General features: G+C 35.5%; 15 protein-coding genes. 4 read left to right on the plus strand and 11 right to left on the minus strand.

From position 1 onward, the window contains the following. Positions 1–18: 18 nt before the first annotated feature. The 6 genes from ACFINY_RS05785 to ACFINY_RS05810 all read right to left on the minus strand — a co-directional run bounded on the left by ACFINY_RS05785 (position 19) and on the right by ACFINY_RS05810 (position 6,683). A complete protein-coding gene (locus ACFINY_RS05785; RefSeq protein WP_273787976.1) occupies positions 19–420 on the minus strand; it encodes an SUF system Fe-S cluster assembly protein in 402 nt (133 codons plus the stop codon). After that, entirely contained in the window at positions 413–1,657 is a 1,245-nt protein-coding gene (locus ACFINY_RS05790) for a cysteine desulfurase (protein ID WP_375700921.1), read from the minus strand. Before ACFINY_RS05790 ends, ACFINY_RS05785 begins: the two co-directional genes overlap by 8 nt. A 10-nt stretch (positions 1,658–1,667) precedes the next feature. Beyond that, the gene (gene sufD, locus ACFINY_RS05795; RefSeq protein ID WP_375611953.1) at positions 1,668–2,930 is read right to left on the minus strand and encodes a Fe-S cluster assembly protein SufD; all 1,263 of its coding nucleotides are present in this window, start codon (positions 2,928–2,930) and stop codon (positions 1,668–1,670) included. 11 nt (positions 2,931–2,941) lie between these two features. Next, entirely contained in the window at positions 2,942–3,697 is a 756-nt protein-coding gene (gene sufC, locus ACFINY_RS05800; protein ID WP_375611899.1) for a Fe-S cluster assembly ATPase SufC, read from the minus strand. A gap of 159 nt (positions 3,698–3,856) precedes the next feature. Beyond that, positions 3,857–5,368, minus strand: coding sequence for a Fe-S cluster assembly protein SufB (sufB, locus tag ACFINY_RS05805; protein WP_375700922.1), 1,512 nt, complete (start codon positions 5,366–5,368; stop codon positions 3,857–3,859). A 139-nt stretch (positions 5,369–5,507) separates the two neighbouring features. Then, entirely contained in the window at positions 5,508–6,683 is a 1,176-nt protein-coding gene (locus ACFINY_RS05810) for a cysteine desulfurase family protein (protein WP_375611897.1), read from the minus strand. A 160-nt stretch (positions 6,684–6,843) separates the two neighbouring features. Between ACFINY_RS05810 and ACFINY_RS05815 the strand changes: the two genes are divergently transcribed. The 3 genes from ACFINY_RS05815 to ACFINY_RS05825 all read left to right on the plus strand — a co-directional run bounded on the left by ACFINY_RS05815 (position 6,844) and on the right by ACFINY_RS05825 (position 9,777). Next, positions 6,844–7,524: an alpha/beta hydrolase gene (locus ACFINY_RS05815; protein WP_375611896.1), complete on the plus strand. Its 681-nt coding sequence runs from the start codon at positions 6,844–6,846 to the stop codon at positions 7,522–7,524. Positions 7,525–7,847: 323 nt separating this feature from the next. Beyond that, positions 7,848–9,101: a tyrosine--tRNA ligase gene (tyrS, locus tag ACFINY_RS05820; RefSeq protein WP_375650266.1), complete on the plus strand. Its 1,254-nt coding sequence runs from the start codon at positions 7,848–7,850 to the stop codon at positions 9,099–9,101. Positions 9,102–9,291: 190 nt separating this feature from the next. Continuing rightward, the gene (locus tag ACFINY_RS05825; RefSeq protein WP_375646714.1) at positions 9,292–9,777 is read left to right on the plus strand and encodes a peroxiredoxin; all 486 of its coding nucleotides are present in this window, start codon (positions 9,292–9,294) and stop codon (positions 9,775–9,777) included. A 338-nt stretch (positions 9,778–10,115) separates the two neighbouring features. Here ACFINY_RS05825 and prfB read toward each other — a convergent pair. The 3 genes from prfB to ACFINY_RS05840 form a co-directional block, all read right to left on the minus strand. Next, positions 10,116–11,244, minus strand: a protein-coding gene (gene prfB, locus ACFINY_RS05830; protein ID WP_375650261.1) for a peptide chain release factor 2 whose coding sequence is annotated in 2 segments (ribosomal slippage) — positions 10,116–11,174 and positions 11,176–11,244 — 1,128 coding nt in all. Because the reading frame shifts where the segments join, the coding sequence is not laid out codon by codon here. Positions 11,245–11,414: 170 nt separating this feature from the next. Next, positions 11,415–13,880, minus strand: coding sequence for a penicillin-binding protein 1A (locus ACFINY_RS05835; RefSeq protein ID WP_375611892.1), 2,466 nt, complete (start codon positions 13,878–13,880; stop codon positions 11,415–11,417). Positions 13,881–14,048: 168 nt separating this feature from the next. Continuing rightward, positions 14,049–15,278: an N-acetylmuramoyl-L-alanine amidase gene (locus ACFINY_RS05840; protein ID WP_375700923.1), complete on the minus strand. Its 1,230-nt coding sequence runs from the start codon at positions 15,276–15,278 to the stop codon at positions 14,049–14,051. A 586-nt stretch (positions 15,279–15,864) separates the two neighbouring features. On the opposite strand from ACFINY_RS05840, the gene ACFINY_RS05845 reads away from it, so the two are divergent. Then, positions 15,865–18,495 carry a ribonuclease E/G gene (locus ACFINY_RS05845; protein WP_375700924.1) on the plus strand — a complete coding sequence of 877 codons (2,631 nt, stop codon included), beginning with the start codon at positions 15,865–15,867 and terminating at the stop codon, positions 18,493–18,495. Between the two features lie 89 nt (positions 18,496–18,584). On the opposite strand, the gene ACFINY_RS05850 is transcribed toward ACFINY_RS05845, so the two are convergent. Then, positions 18,585–19,196: an invasion associated locus B family protein gene (locus tag ACFINY_RS05850; RefSeq protein ID WP_273791265.1), complete on the minus strand. Its 612-nt coding sequence runs from the start codon at positions 19,194–19,196 to the stop codon at positions 18,585–18,587. A 1,559-nt stretch (positions 19,197–20,755) separates the two neighbouring features. Beyond that, positions 20,756–21,625, minus strand: a complete 870-nt coding sequence (locus ACFINY_RS05855; RefSeq protein WP_375700925.1) for a hypothetical protein — start codon at positions 21,623–21,625, stop codon at positions 20,756–20,758. Between the last annotated feature and the right edge of the window lie 10 nt (positions 21,626–21,635).

A 21,635-nucleotide genomic window follows, 5' to 3' on the forward strand; every position in this document is an offset into this window, starting at 1 on the left:
AGTCTCTTAACAATACTTTTAGTACCATCCGACAGCAATTTGAGCTTCTTCTGACATACAATCAGGTGTCCATGGTGGATCAAAAGTCATAGTGACTTCAACATACGAAACCCCTTCAACTGCACTGACTGCATTTTCTACCCACCCCGGCATTTCACCTGCAACAGGACATCCCGGTGCTGTAAGAGTCATTTCAATTTTTACTGAACGATCATCTTCAATATCAATACGATAAATCAGTCCTAGCTCATAAATATCAGCAGGAATCTCTGGGTCATAAACTGTTTTGAGAGCAGCAATAATATCATTTGTCATACGATCAATTTCGTCTGCTGGAATTGCTGATATGTAAGATTTTTTATTTTCGCTTACAGTTTCAACGGATTCTGTAGAATGACGCTCTTCAATTGATTCAGCCATTAAAAAATGTCCTTGTTTCTTGCAATGCTTCTACTAATTGATCTATATCCTCTTGAGTGTTATACATGGCTAACGATGCGCGGCAAATAGATGTTAGACCAAAGCGCTGTAATAAAGGCTGTGCACAATGAGTTCCCGCACGTATCGCAACCCCTTTTCTATCAATAAACATAGCGATATCATGGGCGTGAATCCCTTCAATTGTAAATGATATAATAGCTCCTTTATTGGGAGAATGACCATAAATACGCAATGACTCAACCATTTTAAGTTTTTCCTGCGCATAAGCTAAAAGGGACCTCTCATGGGCATGAATCGTGCTACGACCTTTCTCTTGTATATAATCAATAGCCGCAGTTAATCCAATAGCTTCCACGATAGGAGGAGTGCCTGCTTCAAAACGGTAAGGAGGAGCATTATAAAAAACCTTATCGATTGTTACCTCCTCGATCATTTCCCCTCCCCCTTGAAAAGGACGCATTTCTTCTAATCTATCTTCTTTACCATACAAAACACCAATACCAGTGGGTCCATAAAGCTTATGACCTGTAAAGACATACCAATCACAATCGAGATCTTGCACATCAACGGTTAAATGTACTGCTCCTTGAGAACCATCAACAAGAACCGGAATAGAATTTTGATGTGCTAGCTTAATAATCTCTTTAACAGGAGGCACAGTTCCTAATATATTGGACATATGCGTTATAGCAACAAGCCGCGTTTTTTCGCTTAAAGCCTTTTGGAAATCTTCAATGTGCAGAACACCATTTTCATCGACAGGAACAAAAATAAGTTTAACACCTTTTTGTTCACGGAGAAAATGCCAAGGAATAATATTTGAATGATGTTCCATGATCGTTAGAACAATCTCATCACCTTCTTTGAGTTGTGGCATCGCCCAACCATAAGCAACAGTATTAATAGCTTCTGTTGCATTTTTCGTAAAAACAATTTCTTCAGCTTTTTGAGCATTTAGAAAAACACGAACGGTTTCACGAGAATTTTCATATGATTGTGTTGCTATATTGGCTAAAAAATACATTCCCCTATGCACATTAGCATAACTATAGTGATAATAATTATTCATTGCATTGAGTACTGACATTGGTTTTTGGGCAGAAGCACTACTATCAAGATATGCTAATCGCTTTCCATAAACTTGATGGTGCAAAATAGGAAAATCACGCCGAATTTCTTCGACATTATAAGTAAATGTTTGTACGTTATTTTCCATTTTTTCTACCTTAAACATTTTTTTCAAGCCATTTACTAATGATATTCTCCAAAACGATTTGAATATTATCTTGCTTGATGTCATCAATGAGCTCAGAGATAAATCCTTTAATCAAAAGTGCTCGCGCCGTTTTAAATGGGATACCACGTGTCATAAGATAAAAAAGATAATCATGATTAATATTAGCAACTGTTGCACCATGACCACATGCAACATCATCAGCAAAAATCTCCAGTTCAGGCTTTGCATTAAATTCTGCATCATCTGAAAGAATAAGGCTATTACAAGCCATGCGTGCATCTGTTTTTTGCGCTTTTTGAGAAACACGTATTATTCCTTGGAAAACACCAACAGCCTTATCTGTAACCACATTGCGTATAATTTCGGTTGATGTTGATTTTTCTTCCACGTGACGAACAGTCATTGTAAGATCACTATGTGTTTGTCCTGATAATAAATTTATGACGCGTAATTGAAAATCAGATTCTTCTCCCTGTAATTCAATATCGATTTCTTGGCGATTTAATTGACTCCCTATATTAATGACATAAAGTGATAACTTCGCTCTTTGATCAAGAACAGCACAAAATCGACCAAATTGTGTAGAATTAAAATCACGATTGCGAATGAGAATCCACGTAACATCACTATCAGCAGCAACATTTAATGAAAATATTGAACTGACAAAGGTATCTTTATCATTGCCAACCTGATGTTCAATAAACATAACTTGACTATTTTTATCAACTTTTATATCCGAAAAAATATGAGATTGTCCCCCCATTTGTATATTTTGTAATTCAATGGGGATATTTAACTTTGTATTTTCAGGGATGTGAAAAAGCCAACCATCTGTAACAAAAGCTGTATTTAACTGTCCAATAAAATCTTCATCAGAAATGTTTTGATTTATCTGTACAGAATTATCTTCTAATGCGTCTGAAAGGCGTTTTACTGCAATGTTGTCTACCTTTGACTCTATCGATGTTTTTCCATTGTTTATGGAGAAAACAGCACTTTCTGAAAGCAATGCATCAACCAATTGATTGTCTTGAACTTTTGAAAAATTGCTAATAGACTTCAGTAAGGTACGCAGATTGGTATAATGCCAACTTTCGATTTTACGGGAAGGAAGCCGTGTCGTTTGAAACTGCTCAATAGTTTTCTTGCGGATTTCCTGTACAGCTTTATCACCAGGTAAGTGGTTTACATACTGATTAAAATTACTGAGTATATTTTCTTCAACCGCTAACAAGTTTTGCTGTGCATTCATATTTAATAACCTCAAACCGCTTCCCTAATAAGATCAGCATACCCATTTTCCTCTAAATAAAGCGCTAAGGATTTATCACCGCTTTTGATAATTTGTCCTTTATAAAGAACATGTACCGTATCAGGAATAATATAATTAAGCAGCCGTTGATAATGGGTAATCACCAAAAATGAACGTTTTGAATCCCGAAGTTTATTAACACCATCTGCAACAATTTTTAGTGCATCAATATCTAAGCCAGAATCCGTTTCATCTAAAATGCAAAGTGTAGGTTCAAGAAGTGCCATTTGTAAAATTTCAGCGCGTTTTTTTTCTCCACCTGAAAAACCTACATTTAATGGACGCTTTAGCATATCCATATCTATTTCAAGTTTGGCTGAAACTTCTTTAACACATTTTATAAATTCAGGAATTTTAAGTTCTTCGTCACCTCGCGCTTTGCGTTGAGAATTCATCGCAACTTTTAAAAATTCCATTGTTGCTACCCCTGGTATTTCCATTGGATATTGAAATGCAAGAAAAACACCATATGCAGCACGTTCTGCTGGATCCATTTCTAAAAGTGATTGTCCATTATAGAGAATATCTCCTTCTGTTATTTCATAATCATCACGACCAGCAAGCAAATAAGATAAAGTTGATTTTCCGGCTCCATTTTGTCCCATGATAGCGGCAACTTCTCCATCTTGAACTGTCAAGTTTAAACCACGAATAATTTCTGTATCGGTTTCAGCAATACGGGCGTACAAATTTTTGATCTCTAACATAATTTAATCCTGTTTTGGCTGTTTTTCAGATATCAATGCGTATTATTTTACCTTAGCATCCATCTACTTTTGTAATTACCATAGAGGTCATTTTTAGCATTATGTGCTACCGTTACAGCCTTTTTACATAAAGTCTTCTATTTATCTAATTAAATAAAATTATCCAACACTACCTTCAAGGCTAATACTAATAAGCTTTTGTGCTTCGACAGCAAATTCCATGGGAAGTTTTTGAATGACCTCTTTTACAAAACCATTTACAATTAATGCGATAGCTTCTTCTTCCGGAATTCCTCTTTGCATAACATAAAAAAGTTGGTCATCAGAAATTTTTGATGTTGTGGCTTCATGTTCAAACTGAGCTGTTGCATTTTTTGCTTCAATATAAGGAACTGTATGCGCACCACAATCATTTCCGATTAACAAACTATCACATTGCGTAAAGTTACGCGCATTTTGTGCTTTTCGATGCGCTGTGACTTGTCCCCGATAAGTGTTATTTGAAAAACCTGCAGAAATACCTTTGGAAATAATGCGACTGGATGTATTCTCTCCCAAATGAATCATTTTTGTACCAGAATCAATTTGTTGATAACCGTTTGCAACAGCAATAGAATAAAATTCTCCACGCGCATTATTACCACGGAGTAAGCAGGATGGATATTTCCAAGTAATCGCAGAACCGGTTTCAACTTGTGTCCATGAAATTTTAGAGCTATCACCTCGACAATCTCCACGCTTCGTCACAAAATTATAAATACCGCCCTTTCCATCTTTATCGCCAGGATACCAGTTTTGTACTGTAGAATATTTAATCTCTGCATTTTCAAGGGCAATAAGCTCAACAACAGCAGCATGAAGTTGGTTTTCATCACGTTGGGGTGCTGTACACCCTTCAAGATAAGAAACATAGGAATCTTCAGCGGCGATAATCAATGTTCGTTCAAATTGGCCAGTGTTGCGTTCATTAATCCTAAAATAAGTTGAAAGCTCCATAGGACAACGAACCCCTTTGGGAATATAAACAAATGAACCATCTGTAAAGACAGCAGCATTTAAGGCCGCATAATAATTATCACTTATAGGTACAACTGTTCCTAAATATTCTTTAATAAGCTCAGAATGTTCAATAATCGCCTCTGAAATAGAACAAAAAATCACACCGGCGCGTGCCAGCTCTTTTTTGAATGTTGTTACAACAGAAACAGAATCAAAGACTGCATCAACAGCCACCTGCCCCGATACAGACATACTGTCATCAAAAGTGGAGGGATCAGACTGTTTTCTTACTCCTGCCAAAATCTCTTGTTCTTTAAGGGGAATGCCAAGTTTTTCGTACGTTGCTAATAACTCAGGATCCACTTCATCCAAAGATTTTGGTCCTGTATGATTTTTGGGAGCAGCATAATAATAAAGCTCCTGAAAAACAATTTTAGGATATTCAAGACGCGCCCAATGAGGCTCTTGCATTGTCAGCCAACGGCGGTAAGCTTTTAAGCGCCATGTTAGCATCCATTCAGGCTCATTTTTTTTAGCGGAAATAAATTTGATAATATCCTCATTTAAGCCTTTTGGAGCTTTATCGGTTTCAATATTGGTTTCAAAACCATATTTATATTGGTCAACATCTATTTCACGTACTTGGCGTATCGTTTCTTGTACTGCCGGCATCAATTTTCTCCATTTTTTGGCGTCAAAAACCGGTAACTAAAGTCTTGTTTTTTACAAGATTAAAGTAAGCAAGTTATCTCCTAGGCTATAGGTAAAGCGCAAAAATTTCAATCAAACTTATTTTATTTTTAAAATAATTCTAATTTTTATAACTTTCTGATGATAAATCTTCCCCTTTTTTCCTGCTTATAATTTGAGAAAAAAACGACAGAAAATCATCAATATCTTCAGAAGTTGTGCCACGTCCTAGCGAAATGCGAATGGCACCATTTGGAACATGATACCCCATTGCCTCCAACACTTTGCTTTGTTTTACTTTTCCTGAAGAACAAGCAGAGCCGGATGATAAAGAAAACCCTTCTAAATCAAAAGCAATTTGCATCGTTTCAGCTTTTATATTTTTCACGGTAAAGTAAGTTGTATTTGGCAAACGTTGAACTCTTTTGCCAAAAATATCAACATTTTTACTTATTTTTTGTAGTCCAGCTTCTAATTTATTGCGTAAATATATTAACTGTTTTATTTCCTCCTGTGTGAAGCAATCAGTCATTGCTGCCCCAAAAGCAGCAATAAGGGGCAATGCTTCTGTTCCTCCACGGAGACCTTTTTCTTGTCCTCCCCCAATAATAAGAGGGTGTGGCATGAGAAGATTACCACATGAAACAAAAGCACCGATTCCTTTAGGACCGCCAACTTTATGTGCAGACAGTATAAAAAAGTCTCCTCCTAGCTGATGAATATCCACAAAATTTTTATCTACATATTGTGTTAAATCAACTATAAGAGTGCCTCCTAAATCCCGAACAATAGCGGCGATTTCTGTTAACGGTTGAATAACACCCGTTTCACTATTTGCAGCTTGAATAGCAACAAGAGGTAAACCTTTTGTTTTATCGTGAACCGTTAAGAGTGATGTTAATTTATCTTGTTGTATGAGCCCATCTTGATCAACATCAATGACGCTTATCAACTCTTTAGAAAAACGTCCTCCCTCTGCAACAGAGGGATGTTCAGTCGCTCCAAGGTAAAGGTGAGAAAATTTAACTTTTGCTTTCCCCATATTGTAAAAGGGTGTTAACAAAGTCATTGCAGCTTCACTCGCACCAGAGGTAAATACCACGTGATCTGGATCTGTTTTCAGATTTTCAGCGATTTGCCGACGGGCCTTTTGCAACAAAGTTTTAGCGGCACGCCCTTCCTTATGAACCGATGATGGATTACCAAATATCTCTAAAGATTCCAGTAACGCCATCCGTGCCACTTTTTTGAGCGGTGTTGTTGCGTTATGATCAAAATATCGGCGTTTTATAACCATTTTACATCGCAATCATTAATCTTATGAATTGATTGAAAAAATAGCGCATTTTTCTTGAAAAGTGCACTAAAAAAAGAATATCTAATAATTATTTAAGAGATTCTATGGTAAAAGTCGACTAGGGTCAAAGAGAGTCCTTTATTGCATTAAGGAGCATTTTATGCCAGAAATTATTTTTAACGGTCCCGCGGGTCGGCTCGAAGGGCGTTATCAACCTTCACAACAAAAAAATGCACCCATTGCGATCATTTTGCATCCTCATCCCCAATTTGGTGGAACTATGAATCATAAAATTGTCTATGACCTCTTTTATATGTTCCAACAACGTGGCTTTACAACTTTACGTTTTAACTTTCGTGGTATTGGTCGTAGTCAGGGTGAATTTGATTATGGAATAGGAGAACTTTCAGATGCTGCTGCTGCTCTCGATTGGGTTCAAACACAACATCCAGATTCTAAAAATTGTTGGGTAGCAGGATACTCATTTGGAGCATGGATTGGTATGCAGCTTTTAATGCGCCGACCAGAAATTGAGGGATTTATCTCAGTTGCCCCTCAGCCTAATGTTTATGACTTTTCATTTCTTGCACCTTGTCCCTCTTCTGGACTTATCATTCATGGCGGTATCGATAAAGTTTCCCCTCCAAAAGATGTTCAAATACTTGTCGATAAATTAAAAACACAAAAAGGTATCATCATCACACAAGAAATATTGGAAGAAGCTAATCACTTTTTCAGTGGATGTCATGAAAAACTTATTGAGCGATGTACCCACTATTTGGATAACCATATCTCCAATGAACTTCTCGCTCCTCCTCCTGAAATACTTTCACTAACTTAGGAAAATACGATAGATTTATAAAAAAATTAGCAAAAATTGTCTCTGATCATAACAAAGTAATTTTTTTAGTCTGCATTTAAAACTTTTCTAAATTTTATTTCAGGATAGAAATGAGAATAACAGCATACCTTTTTTCTATTACTAAGAAGTCTCTTTTTTAGCGTATAAAGATAATAATACCTGTATTATTATCTTTATATTACCAATATGTCTCTTTCTCTTGTGAGGTGTGCGTCAGTTATGATAGATAACGCATTAATAATTCGCTATATAATCGCCTATTATATACAATAAATGCACTCTTAAATTAGGAAATTAAATCTGTGTTTGCCTTTAAATCTGATTTTTTACACATTATGAGCGAACGTGGTTTTATCCACCAAATTTCAGATGAAAAAGGCTTAGATGATCTTTTTTCAAAAGAAACTGTAAGCGCTTATACTGGATTTGATCCAACAGCATCGAGTTTACATGCTGGAAGTCTTCTTCAGATTATGATGCTTTATTGGTTACAAAAAACGGGTCATCGCCCCATTGCTTTAATGGGCGGAGGGACCGGATTGATTGGTGATCCTTCCTTCAAAGACGAAGCACGACGTCTTCTGACACAAGATGATATTGCTACAAATATTGATGGTATTAAAAAGGTATTTGCTAACTATTTGACATTCGGTGACCGAGAAACCGATGCTTGTATTGTGAATAATGCTGAATGGTTATGCAATTTAAACTACTTAGAATTTTTGCGTGATGTAGGAAAGCATTTTTCTGTCAACCGTATGTTGTCATTTGATTCTGTCAGACTCAGACTTGAGCGTGAGCACTCTTTGTCATTCTTAGAGTTTAATTATATGATTCTGCAAGCTTATGACTTTGTTGAACTTTATAAACGTTATGGGTTGCGTATGCAAATGGGGGGCTCTGATCAGTGGGGCAACATTATTAACGGAATCGAATTAGGACATCGTTTAGGAACACCGCAATTATATGCGTTAACATCACCATTGCTGACAACCTCTTCCGGTGCCAAAATGGGTAAATCATTGAATGGGGCTGTATGGCTAAATGCGGATAAACTTTCACCTTATCAATTTTGGCAATACTGGCGCAATACAGAAGATGCTGATGTAACACGATTTCTAAAGCTCTATACTCCATTGCCAATGGATGAGATTCTTAAACTTTCTCTATTACAAGGAACTGAAATTAACGAAGCAAAAAAAATTCTTGCAACAGAAATTACAGCAATGTTGCATGGACGTGTTCTTGCTGATGCAGCAGCAGAAACGGCTCGCAAGACGTTTGAAGAAAAAACTCTGGGAGAAAATCTTCCAACTGTTGAAATTAATGCCTCAGAATTAAAAAAAGGTGTTGGATTGCTCACTCTTTTAGTACAAGCAGGACTCGCTAGATCTAATAGTGAGGCACGCCGACACGTTCAAGGTGGAGGTGTCCGTGTAAATGATCAAATAATAAAGGATGAAACACATCTTATTATTGAAGGGGATGTCAGTGCAGAAGGAACCATTAAACTTTCTTTTGGTAAGAAAAAACATGTTGTGATGAAACCAATATAATCTTTTGCTGTTTTGTTTATGTTGTTCACGTCGAGCTTGTTCTTTCAATTCAATCGTTGTGATAGGGCGAATTTTGTTAGGGAAATAAAAGTCTCTTCAAAACGATAAAATTCTAGAGAGTTGAATAGTTCTTTTCTTCTGTGTACTCTGATATCTTATACCTGTTACACAAAAAAGAAAGATGAAAACAATGACAAGACCAATGAAAGGTGCTCTTGCTCCTGATTTTACTTTGCCGCGCGATGGAGGAGAGACAGTGTGTCTTTCTGACTTTAAAGGAAAGCCTGTTGTTTTATATTTTTATCCCAAAGATGACACCAGTGGTTGCACAAGTGAAGCACTTGATTTCACAAAATTAAAGATGAAATTTGATGAAATCGGTGTTGCTGTTATTGGAATCTCTCCAGATAATGTAAAAAAACATGATAAATTTAAAATAAAACATGAACTTGATGTCATCTTGGTTTCTGATGAAGAAAAAACGACCCTCGAAGCTTATGGTGTTTGGGTTGAGAAAAGCATGTATGGACGCAAATATATGGGAGTTGAACGGAGCACTTTTTTAATTGATGCAAATGGAATAATAGCAGAAGAATGGCGCAAAGTAAGCGTATCTGGGCATGCTGAAAATGTTTTAGCTACTGCAACACTTTTATATCATAATGGTAACTTGTAAATTGAGTGTTTGATTTACCTTCAAAAGCAAAAGTTATTCTCCCTAATTGATTTTAGTTTTTCAACGGATTCGATTTTTACAATATATTGATTTATAAGGATAATGAATTGTTTTACATTTATATTAGTCCCCCGAATATCGCAAAATTTTCTGATTTCAGATTCTTCCTATCACTTGCAATATCATAAGCAGAATTAGCGTGTGAGAAAAAATTGAAGAAAGGAACAAGAAAATCCCCCTTTAAACCTTTAAAGTATCAAAGGCTATATAACATCACAGCATCCATAAAACGAACAGCTTAAGAAAAAATCTATATGGCTTGAAGGAAGGATATATAATTAACGAATATCCTCAATTTTTTTGTCTTGTCCATAAATGCGCCGTGCGAGTGCTGCCTCTATAAATGCATCTAAATTACCATTAAGTACGGATTGTGGATCCGTATTTTCAATTCCTGTACGCAAATCTTTGACAAGCTGATAGGGTTGAAGAACATAAGATCTAATTTGATGTCCCCATCCGATTTCTGTTTTAGAAGATTCAGCAGCATTGGTTTCTTCTTCTCTTTTTTTAAGCTCTTCTTCATAAAGCCGTGCACGCAACATCGACCAAGCCGTAGCGCGATTTTTATGTTGAGAACGCTCTGTTTGACATTGAACAACAATACCCGTTTTTATATGTGTGATGCGAACAGCAGAATCTGTTGTGTTAACATGTTGTCCTCCTGCTCCAGATGCACGATATGTATCAATACGCACATCTGCCTCTGAAACATCAACTTCAATATTGTCATCAATAACTGGATAGACCCAAATGCTCGCAAAAGAAGTATGGCGCTTTGCATTCGAATCAAATGGAGAAATCCGCACTAAGCGATGAACGCCTGATTCTGTTTTTAACATTCCATAAGCATTATGCCCTTTTACAAGAATAGTCGCTGACTTTATTCCTGCTTCTTCTCCATCATGAACTTCTAAAATTTCAACCTTCATTTCATGCTGTTCAGCCCATCGCATATACATACGTAAGAGCATAGAAGCCCAATCTTGGCTTTCTGTTCCCCCTGCTCCAGCATGAACTTCTAAATAGGTATCATTCGGATCTGCCTCTCCTGAAAGAAGTACGTCAATTTGCCTTTTATCTATCTCATTTTTAAGATTACGTATTGATCTTTCTGCATCAGCGATAATTTCCACATCACTTTCTTCTTCGCCCATCGCAATAAGCTCAATGCATTCTTCAAGTGTTTTTGTAAATGATAAAAGACCATTGATTGAATCATCGAGACGTTGACGCTCACGCATCATATCCTGTGCTCGTTGTGCATCATCCCATAATGATGGATCTTCCGCTTTTTGATTAAGATATTCAAGACGCTTTAGTGATTGATCCCAGTCAAAGATGCCCCCTTAGCAATTGTATTGCTTTCTGGATTTCATCAACTAATGTTTCTATTTCTGCTCGCATAATTTAACACCGTATTTTTAAAAACTCTTTTTGGTTGTGTCTCTTAGCATTTTATACAAATTTAATAGCTGCTATCAGAAAATGGTACAATTCTATCACTCTATTTATAGAACCGACATTGTAAAAAAGAGATAAAAACCATGACTCATGGCAAAAGGAGATTTTGTCGATTAATACAGCCCACCTGTCCCACTTTCAAGTGCTTTGTTGACTTGTGGAGAAGTCGTTACTGCAGGAACACCTTCTTGAAAAGAATTTGTACTCCCAATAACTTGATATATATCAGCAGGACCAGTCCCTGGTTTAAATGCTTCTATAATGACATCTTGATCTCCTCTTTCGGCAAGCATTCCTGTTTTCCGATTAATTGGCATTAAAATCATACCTTTTGGCATCTTAAAGGGAACATCTGGCTTCCCTTTAAGAGCATCTGCCATAAAATCACCAAAAATAGGTGCAGCTAATGAACTTCCTGTTCCATTATATCCTAACGAAGCTGGTTGATCATAACCGACAAAAATACCAACGACAATGTCAGGAGTAAATCCCATAAACCAGACATCCTTAGAGTCATTGGTTGTTCCTGTTTTAGCGGCAATATGTCGATTAAGATAACGTAAACGTGCCGCAGTACCACGCTGAACAACCCCTTCCATCATCGAGGTAATTTGATAAGCCGTCATAGGGTCAAGAACTTGATCTCGCTCATCAATCAATGTGGGCTCACTTTGATTATTCCATGAATTCGTATTACAATTTTCGCAAATACGATCATCATGACGATAAATTGTCTTCCCATAACGATCTTGAATTCTGTCTATCAGAGAAGGTTTAATAGAGCGTCCGCCATTGGCAATAACGGAATAAGCTGTAACCATCCGTAATACTGTTGTTTCACCAGCCCCTAAAGCCATGGGAAGATAAGGCTGCAATTTATCTACCACCCCAAAGCGTTCTGCATATTCAGCGACAAGAGGCATTCCCATATCATTGGCAAGCCGTATTGTCATAAGATTACGAGAATGCTCAATACCGTAACGCAACGTTGAAGGTCCTGCAAAGGTACCACCATAATTTTTGGGTTGCCAAATTTCACCATTATATTGACGAACTTCAATGGGGCCATCTAAAACAACGGATGCTGGTGTATATCCGTTATCAAGAGCTGCTGCATAAACAAAAGGCTTAAAAGCAGACCCCGGTTGGCGGTAAGCTTGGGTTGCACGATTGAATTCAGATGCGGCAAAAGAAAATCCTCCCACCATAGCAAGAACGCGCCCTGTATGAGGTTCCATAGCAACAATTGCACCTTCAACCTTTGGAATTTGTTGTAAACGATAAGTGTTGTTTGTATTGGATAGTTTTTCAACAAAAATGACATCCCCAACTTGCAGAACATGAGATAAATTCTGAACAGTTTTTCGATAACCATTTTCTTTTACAACATGGAGTGCCCATTTTGAATTAGCTTCAGATAAAACAGCAATTTCCCGTTTTTTTGATAATATACCTGAAGCTTCGCGCTGTGGCTGTAAACCAATCTCTACTTTGTTGGGATTAGTAGAAAGAACAACAGCTAAACGCCATTCAGGAACATCACTTAGCCCTATGATATCTGCAAGTTCTGCCCCCCAATCACCTTTCTCATCAATATGCGCATAAGCTCCACGCCATCCTTGCGCATGATCAAATCTAATTAATCCATCGTGCAAAGCACGTCGCGCAATAAGTTGTAAATGCGGATCAAGCGTTGTACGAATGGAAAGCCCACCTTCATAAAGTGTTTTAGCCCCATAGCGATGTATTAAACGACGCCGTACTTCTTCAGTAAAATAATCAGCTGCAAAAACATAGCTATCACTCCCACGGATTGTCGCTCCTAAAGGTTTAGCTTTCGCTTTTTCACCTTGTTCACGCGTTACATATCCATTTGCAATCATCCGGTCTATAACCCAATTACGCCGATCAATAGCACGTTGTGTATTCTTAAATGGATCATAATTTGCTGGTCCTTTTGGAAGAGCAGCCAAATAAGCACATTGTTCTAGCGTCAGGTCATTGACGGATTTATTGAAATAAGTCAAAGAAGCAGCTGCTATACCATAAGTGCCACGACCCAGATAAATTTCATTGAGATAAAGTTCGAGAATATGATCTTTTGAATAAGTTTTCTCAATACGCATTGCTAAAATAGCTTCCTTAAATTTACGTTCTAACGTTGTTTCTGAACTTAAAAGGAAGTTTTTAGCGACTTGTTGCGTTATAGTTGATGCACCCTCTGGACGTCTTCCAGAACCAATATTACGAATATTATTGATCAAAGCTCGAGAAAGTCCTTCAGGATCTAAACCAAAATGATGATAAAAGTTTTTGTCTTCAGCCGAAATGAAAGCATTTATAACAAGCTTTGGTATTGATTGAATCGGTAAATAGAGGCGATGTTTTGTTGCAAACTCTGCCATAAGACGGCCATCAGAAGCATGGACACGGGTCATTACCGGCGGCTCATAAAGTGAAAGAACTTCATAATCAGGGAGTGCATTTGCTTGACCACTGGTCATAACACCCCACGTTATTGCACCATAAAGTCCAATAGCAATAAAAAAACGAAGAAGATATCTTAAAAAAATCATCATAAAAACGGCTATCGCTTTCTTAAGAATTAATTAAAGAAAAAATACGTTACTTCAAACACACCAAGTGGATATCACCACAAGATTGAGATCAAGAGAAATTGTTTTCTATCTTTTATTTATACCAGGGTACACTAGAAGCCCATATTGATACTCTATTTTCTCATAAATTTAAAGAGGCTGTATCATTTTCTGCCTATAATCAGCAAATTGACGAATAGAATGAGCAATAGAGGCTGCCATTTGTTTTCTCCAATGAGGATCATTTAATAACTTTTCATCCTCTTTATTGGATAAATAACCTATCTCTATCAAGACTGAGGGTATATCTGAAGCTCTTAAAACTTGAAAATTAGCATACCGATGTGGGTTATTAATCAAGTTAATATGATTCTTTGATAAATTTGAAATAACACTATTTGCAAAATTAACCGAAAATGTATGTGTTTCACGTCGTGTAAGATCCATCAAAATATCTGTAACTTCGAGCGTTTCATCTGCAGGCAAACCATCAAGCAAATCAACTTTATTTTCATTTTCAGCTAAAGATTTTGCAATGGCATCAGAGGCTTTATCTGATATGGTATATACTGTAGCACCGCGAAGAGAATGTAGATCAATCGTATCCGCGTGAATAGATATAAAAAGATCCGCATCAAACTCTTGCGCTTTTTTAACTCTTTCACTTAGTCTTAAAAAAATATTGGAATCTCGTGTCAAAGCAACGGTAATATGAGAATCCTTTTGTAATTCGTCTCGCAATGCACGCGCAAAGTCTAAAGTCACATCTTTTTCTAAAATTCCAGTAACACCCCGCGCACCACCATCAATACCACCATGACCAGGATCAAGAACAACACGGAAATTATATGCTGGCATTAACTGTGTTTTTGTATCAAAATTGCTTCTTTGCTGTTTTTTTAATATCTCATCAAATTTTTCTTGTGTACTTTTACGAATATCAATCAGCAACTGCCATAAACCATTATTTAATTTTTTTACGACATTTTTTTCAACCACAAAAGCCGTTTTACTTGTCAAAATAATGCGTGAGGTCTGTATGTCAGAGAAAGCATAACGCACATCTGAAAGCATAACGGATAATGTATTCCGTTTCTTTAAAGGTGTATTTTGCATCGAAAAGTCAATTGTAGGTAAATTGATAACCAAACGTACGGGCCTGTCCAAAATCTGTAAACGAACATTTGGTTTTGAATTAAAAACCGCAATAATACGCGTATGAATACTATCACCAATGGTTCGAAAATTAATAAGTCTCAGAGGATCTGCGGCTTGAACACTAGTTTGGAGTAGCAAAAAAGATAATAAAAAGTATGTGACGAGCACAATAACATCCCCATAAGCTGTTTTCAGCTTTTTGGTAAAAAAAACTCTTATCATAAGCAAAATACTCTACATTACCTTTGTAATAATTTATCTTGTTTACATAAAATGATACACCAATTTATTATCTATTTTTCAATAAAAGCTAAATAAACACCTCAAAACGAAATTAAGGGCATAAAGATATTATAATTATACATGATTTACATTGTTACTTGCCAAACGCATGATATCAACATAAAAGAATATTTATGCTTCCTAACTGATAATAGTCATCTAAATTATCTGTAACTCATATTAAGTTGTCTTTAGAGGTTTTTTGTCTATTATGCGTTGAGACTTTTTTATGGATGAAAAATTTCTATGTTGTAACATTAGGATTGCATTACTTAAGATTCGTTGGTTCGGATATCCGAACTGTTTTAAAGATTATTTTACCGGAGACTTTTAAGAAATATGAGTCATAAAAAACAGATGGAAATAATGATGAGAAATGGTGTAAATGCAGTCATGCCTCTGCACGTGGTGTTCCGTCCTGTTTTTCTGGTACCTCCCTTTTATGGCAGACAGCCTTTTATGTTTACGAATAGTTATAGCGTTCGTTTGAATAAAATTGTGCATGTCGCCTTCAGGATATTAACTTATGTCAAACAAAATGCTTATAGATGCCTCCCATCCGGAGGAAACACGTGTTGTTGTTGTTCACGGCAACAAAATTGAAGAACTTGATTTTGAATCAGAACATAGAAAACAGCTCAAGGGGAATATTTATCTCGCACGTATTACGCGTGTAGAACCGTCTCTCCAAGCGGCTTTTGTTGAATATGGTGGAAACCGACATGGTTTTTTAACATTTTCTGAAATTCATCCTGATTATTATCAAATTCCTATTGCTGATCGCCTTGCTCTTCTTGAAGAAGAAGAAAAAGAAGCTGTAGGAGAAAATTCTGTAGATACCTTTACGGAAGAAGCAACTAAAAATAAAAAACGCTCCAGAAGAACAAAAAAAAGTGAAAAAAACAATGTTATAGCAGCCGATATTGAAAATGATATCACATCTGAAGCGATAATAATTGATAATACAGAAGAAGCATTAAATGCTGATATCTCTTATGATGAGATCGAAATGGTTGGTGCTGAGGACATCCGTGAAGAGCTCCCAATTTATCAAAGAAAACAAGGGCGCCAGTATAAAATTCAAGAAGTCATTAAACGACGTCAAATTTTGTTGGTACAAGTTATCAAAGAAGAGCGTGGTAATAAAGGTGCTGCCCTTACAACATATCTATCTCTAGCTGGTCGTTACTCTGTTCTAATGCCCAACACAGCACGTGGTGGTGGTATTTCAAGAAAAATTACGAATGTACAAGACCGTAAGCGTCTTAAAGAAATCGTAAAAGAATTAGCCGTTCCAAAAGGTATGGGTGTTATCTTACGAACCGCTGGTGCCAATAGAACAAAAGCTGAAATTAAACGTGATTATGAATATCTTATGCGATTATGGGATACTATTCGCACTTTGACACTCGAGTCAACGGCGCCATGCCTTGTCCATGAAGAAAGCAATCTCATCAAGCGTTCTATACGAGATCTTTACAATAAGAACATTAGTGAAATTCTTGTCTCTGGAGACCAAGGATATCGTGAAGCGAAAGACTTTATGCGTATGCTCATGCCAAGCCATGCAAAAGTTGTGCAACCTTACCGTGATCCTACGCCCATTTTTGCAAGAAATAATATTGAAATTCAACTTGATAAAATGTTGCAACCACAGGTTTCTTTAAAATCTGGTGGTTATCTTGTTATTAATCAAACAGAAGCACTTGTTGCTATTGACGTAAATTCTGGCCGCTCTACGAAAGAATTCTCTGTTGAAAAGACAGCCTTACAAACTAACCTTGAAGCTGCTGAAGAAGTAGCGCGTCAATTACGCTTGCGTGACCTTGCTGGTTTAATTGTGATTGATTTTATTGATATGCTTGAAGAACGCAATGTGAAGCTGGTCGAAAAAAAATTAAAAGATTGTTTAAAAAACGATCGTGCTCGTATTCAAGTAGGTCATATTTCACACTTCGGCCTTTTAGAAATGAGTCGTCAACGTATTCGCATATCGGTTTTAGAAAGTACGACACAGCCCTGCCCACATTGCGCAGGAACAGGAAATATACGTTCTGAATCATCAATTGCGTTACATGTCATGCGCTCAATTGAAGAATATCTTCTTCATAATTCGCAACATAATATTATCGTGCGCACCCCCGTAGCAACAGCGCTTTATGTATTAAATCATAAACGCAATATTCTTGTTAATTTAGAAGCTCGCTTTAAACTTAATATTAGTATTGAAGCAGATGATAGTATTGGAACACAACATCTTGTTATTTCTAAAGGCTCAATAGCAGAGAGAATTTCTCAATCTTCATTGGAAGATGACAATAAGCAAGAAATTGAAGATTCTGTTTTCATAAAGAGTGAATCTATTGAAAATCCTTCTCCCATTGAAACAAATCAAAAGCGTCGGCGCAAAAATCGTCACGGTGAAATTACTGATCATTCTCTCTCCAACGTTCATAAAAAAGAAGATACCTTGAATGATGATTCTTATCGTCGAGGACGTCGTCGAGGACGTCGTGGTGGTCGACGCAATCAAGATAATAGTTTTCATCAGATTCGCGTTCCTTATGCAGAACCAGTGGGAGATTTTGCTAAGCAAGCTTTAGCAGAAATTAAAGCAGCGCATCGCAAACGTCGTGTTTCACCTGCTAAATCTTTTGAACTTGAAGAAACAAAAAATAATACACAAACTCTAGATATACAACAACAGAGTGAATCTGAAAAAAATGATACAAGTATTAAACCTAAAAAACGTAAAACACGTTCTTCAAAAGTAGTAGAAAATCAACTTTCTTTAGAGAATGATCAAAATATTGCAGAACAAAAAGCTCTTGAAAAAAAACCTACAACCAGTCCGGTGCGTAAAACTAAAACAAAAAAAGCAGACAAAGCTATTCATGAGGTAGAAGATAAAGCTCTTGAAAAGAGTAAAAAATCAACACGTGGAACACGTAAAAAATCATCTTCTAAAGAGACAACGCAAATACAAAAAATATTAGAGCAAGAAACTGTAATCGAGATGGAGAAAGTTATCGAAACCTCTCCTTCCCAAATTGAAGAAACAATTAATCAACCCGTTGTTATTTCATCAACGCCTAATGATTCTTCCAAAACTGAACGTATTGGTTGGTGGAAACGCAGAATTCTTTCGAAAAATTAAGGATTAAAAAAAACCGCCACAGAAAACTGTGGCGGTTCAAATAAACAATTATAGAAAACGTTTTGACCAACTTTTATGGTGTGGTTTTATTACTTTTGTTTCGCTTTTTCTTGCTCAGCCCGCATACGCTCTTCAATTTCTTTTTGCTTTGATTGAATAGCTTGCTGCAGCTTTATTTGTTCTTGTTGGAAATCTTTTTCCTCCATACCAGGACCGGTATAGGCTGCTGTAAACCCATTAAGAGAAAATTCAATAGGATTAGCTGAACCACGGAAATTAACTGTGGTTACAACCATTTTTGTACCACTTTTCATAGCTGCTATAAGCTTATCATCTAAGACATCATTAGCAATACAACTTGGTCCATTACAAATAATATAAGGAATTTTTTTAGAGAACTCGTCACCAATTTTAATGTGAACACCTTCTGGCAAAAAACGACCTGTAGGCACTTGAATACCTATACGTTTCTCATTTTGCTTCCCTTTTATTTCAACAAGATTAAAAGCCGTTAAAGGTTGTCCCGTATTCGATAATACAGTATTCATTGTATTACAAATATCAACATCATGCTGCTTACTGCAAACTTTGTACCAACCTTGTGATAAAGTTTGCGCATTTGCAGAAATACCAGCTATAAGAAAAAGGGCAGCGGCTCCAACTAATACTGAAACAGCAGAATAAACATTTTTATGCGACATGATTAAGTTAATCCTTTCAACGCGCTCTTAAGTAACTTCAAAAAAATATTAAATATAATTCCAACTTAATTTATTAAATTATAATGAAATAACAATTAATTTTACTATTTTTACTTCAATATAAAAAAAAAAGTCAAATTTAGAGAAAAAATACGACGAGCCATTCTAATTTTTATACACTCATATCATTTCCCCTCTTCATCACATTGGTATTTGATGCAATCTATCCATAAAACACCTCTGTGCATTTAAACTAAGATTACACAAACGAATCAATATTGCAATATTAATTAAAATAAACTCTGATACTACTCTAAAAAACTTACTAATTAAAATTTTTACATTTATTACTCTTCATGTTAAGCTTATAGAACCTTTGCAACAGGTGTTGCAATGCATGAAGCTCCAAAATATCAGATAAATTTTACTGTTTTCCTTATGTGCCTCGTGTGATACACAAAAACAAAATCATCTACGATATTATTGAAACATTTAATGAATTAAAACCACTGATTGTCTAAAATTTCTGCATAATTGTAAGAGAGCTTTTTGCTAATGAACAATTTTCTGCCCTTGTTTACAAAATAATAGTGATACGCTTTTGTAATAAAAATTTTATATTCCATAGCGTTTAACTAAACAGTTTAGTTTAAAAATACGCTACTAAAGAAGTGCTTTTTTCTTAATTAAACAACACATTTTCTTAGAGAGAAAATCTATAACTGCTGAAAATATTTTATTTATAATAAACTTTCTTAAAATATAATAACATATTAATTTATAATAATAATTTATCTTTTTTCTATTTCTATATTGTATGAAAGATCCTAATAGCGCAAACCTCTCTTATGTTGAATCAATAAAATTTATCCACTTGTACATCACAAGCGGAGTTAGTTTTATAGATAAACTACTGAACAAAGGAAACCCTCCCTATGAATCATCTCACGTGCCTAAAGCCATAATAAATTTATGCTCATATATTAAACATCTATTATTGCACTTCTGTACAAATATCATCTCTCAGTTTTATAACGTGAATAAAAAATATAGCTTTTATCAATTTCTTTTAAGTTATTTCTTAAATAAAAGAAGCTTCTAAAATGATAAATTCTTTTCAGCTTTCACAACATCAAAGATATAAATCGTTAATGATTTAAGTTTTAAGAAAAAATGAATTCAAAGTATCATTTTGTTTCCCTATATAACACAATTTAGAGCTATAAAATATTTCTCTTATCGTATTAATGAAACAATATTTATGATATGAGATGTATCGTCATTAAAATAATTAATCAGATAAAAATAAAAAACTACAAGCACAAAAAATTATGCATAAAAAGAAAACATAAAAAAGATATATGAGTTTATTATTTAATATATATATTAAATCTTATATGATAAGAATAACAGATAATATATTACGTGTATAATATTACTTTATTATAAATAATAAATAATAAGTAATAACTCAAAAAATAAAATATATTATTACTAATATGTTTTAACTATTGTTTAGTATATCAGCTTAATTTCTCTGTATTTATATGAGTAAATTTTTAATTGAATAACTCTTCAACATGGGAACGCATACGATTCATAATACTCTTTCTCTTTTCTGGCAGCATTATATTATATATTTCTCTCGTGCTTCTACATAATAAAGGAGCAGATTTTACATTCGAAGGATTGCGCATCACCATATCCTTTATACCACTAATTATCTCTTCTTCAAAATCTGAGACACTAATCACCATTCGTTCTTCAAAGTGCTTTATTAATTCAGGATCTATTGAATTGATTGCATCTTTTGCCCATCTAAAATCTTTTTTCCTCCAACCAAAATCTTTCCGTAATAAATCCCCTATATCACTGTCCAACAGACTCTCTTGAATTTTACAAGAAAGAACCATAAAGGGATAGAGTCGTATCGTTTCATCAATCGCTCTATCGTTAAGAGTTTCTACATTTGCTGTATCATCACTCATTCCTAATTCAGAAGCGCTTCGAGACCTTAGATATTCTGTTGCTTTACTTAATTTTCTTTCATACTCTCCTACTCTATACTCTCTTGCCCTATGCGCTCTATATGCTAAATTCTCCATTTCTCGCGCTAAATCACTTAGTTTTGAAGAAAGCTTATAACGCTCTTCATTAAGGTCTCCGTGTTCTTGTAGCAGCTTATCATGTTCTATATTATGAGAACGTATTTGCGAAAGTGTTAAATCAGCAAATGTCTTTTCAATGAATTTCATCCTCTTTTCAATAACTTGTAGTCTTTCTTTAATACGCTTATATTTCTCATCAAGCGTTAAACCAGAAAGAGATAATTCGGTTAAGCTAAACTCAGCGTGAGCGTTTTTTACGCCATATATCAAAGTGAGTAACAAAAAAACGATAGTTAGACACTTTTGTAATGAAGAAAGCATGCTATCTTTA

Origin of the sequence: Bartonella sp. AA23NXGY, from assembly GCF_042197165.1 — a bacterium.
Lineage (GTDB): Bacteria > Pseudomonadota > Alphaproteobacteria > Rhizobiales > Rhizobiaceae > Bartonella.

Coding starts and splice junctions, on each gene's coding strand:
- ACFINY_RS05785 (WP_273787976.1), bottom strand. CDS start 420: ATGGCTGAATCAATTGAAGAGCGTCATTCTACAGAATCCGTTGAAACT.
- ACFINY_RS05790 (WP_375700921.1), bottom strand. CDS start 1,657: ATGGAAAATAACGTACAAACATTTACTTATAATGTCGAAGAAATTCGG.
- sufD (WP_375611953.1), bottom strand. CDS start 2,930: ATGAATGCACAGCAAAACTTGTTAGCGGTTGAAGAAAATATACTCAGT.
- sufC (WP_375611899.1), bottom strand. CDS start 3,697: ATGTTAGAGATCAAAAATTTGTACGCCCGTATTGCTGAAACCGATACA.
- sufB (WP_375700922.1), bottom strand. CDS start 5,368: ATGCCGGCAGTACAAGAAACGATACGCCAAGTACGTGAAATAGATGTT.
- ACFINY_RS05810 (WP_375611897.1), bottom strand. CDS start 6,683: ATGGTTATAAAACGCCGATATTTTGATCATAACGCAACAACACCGCTC.
- ACFINY_RS05815 (WP_375611896.1), top strand. CDS start 6,844: ATGCCAGAAATTATTTTTAACGGTCCCGCGGGTCGGCTCGAAGGGCGT.
- ACFINY_RS05825 (WP_375646714.1), top strand. CDS start 9,292: ATGACAAGACCAATGAAAGGTGCTCTTGCTCCTGATTTTACTTTGCCG.
- ACFINY_RS05835 (WP_375611892.1), bottom strand. CDS start 13,880: ATGATGATTTTTTTAAGATATCTTCTTCGTTTTTTTATTGCTATTGGA.
- ACFINY_RS05840 (WP_375700923.1), bottom strand. CDS start 15,278: ATGATAAGAGTTTTTTTTACCAAAAAGCTGAAAACAGCTTATGGGGAT.
- ACFINY_RS05845 (WP_375700924.1), top strand. CDS start 15,865: ATGTCAAACAAAATGCTTATAGATGCCTCCCATCCGGAGGAAACACGT.
- ACFINY_RS05850 (WP_273791265.1), bottom strand. CDS start 19,196: ATGTCGCATAAAAATGTTTATTCTGCTGTTTCAGTATTAGTTGGAGCC.
- ACFINY_RS05855 (WP_375700925.1), bottom strand. CDS start 21,625: ATGCTTTCTTCATTACAAAAGTGTCTAACTATCGTTTTTTTGTTACTC.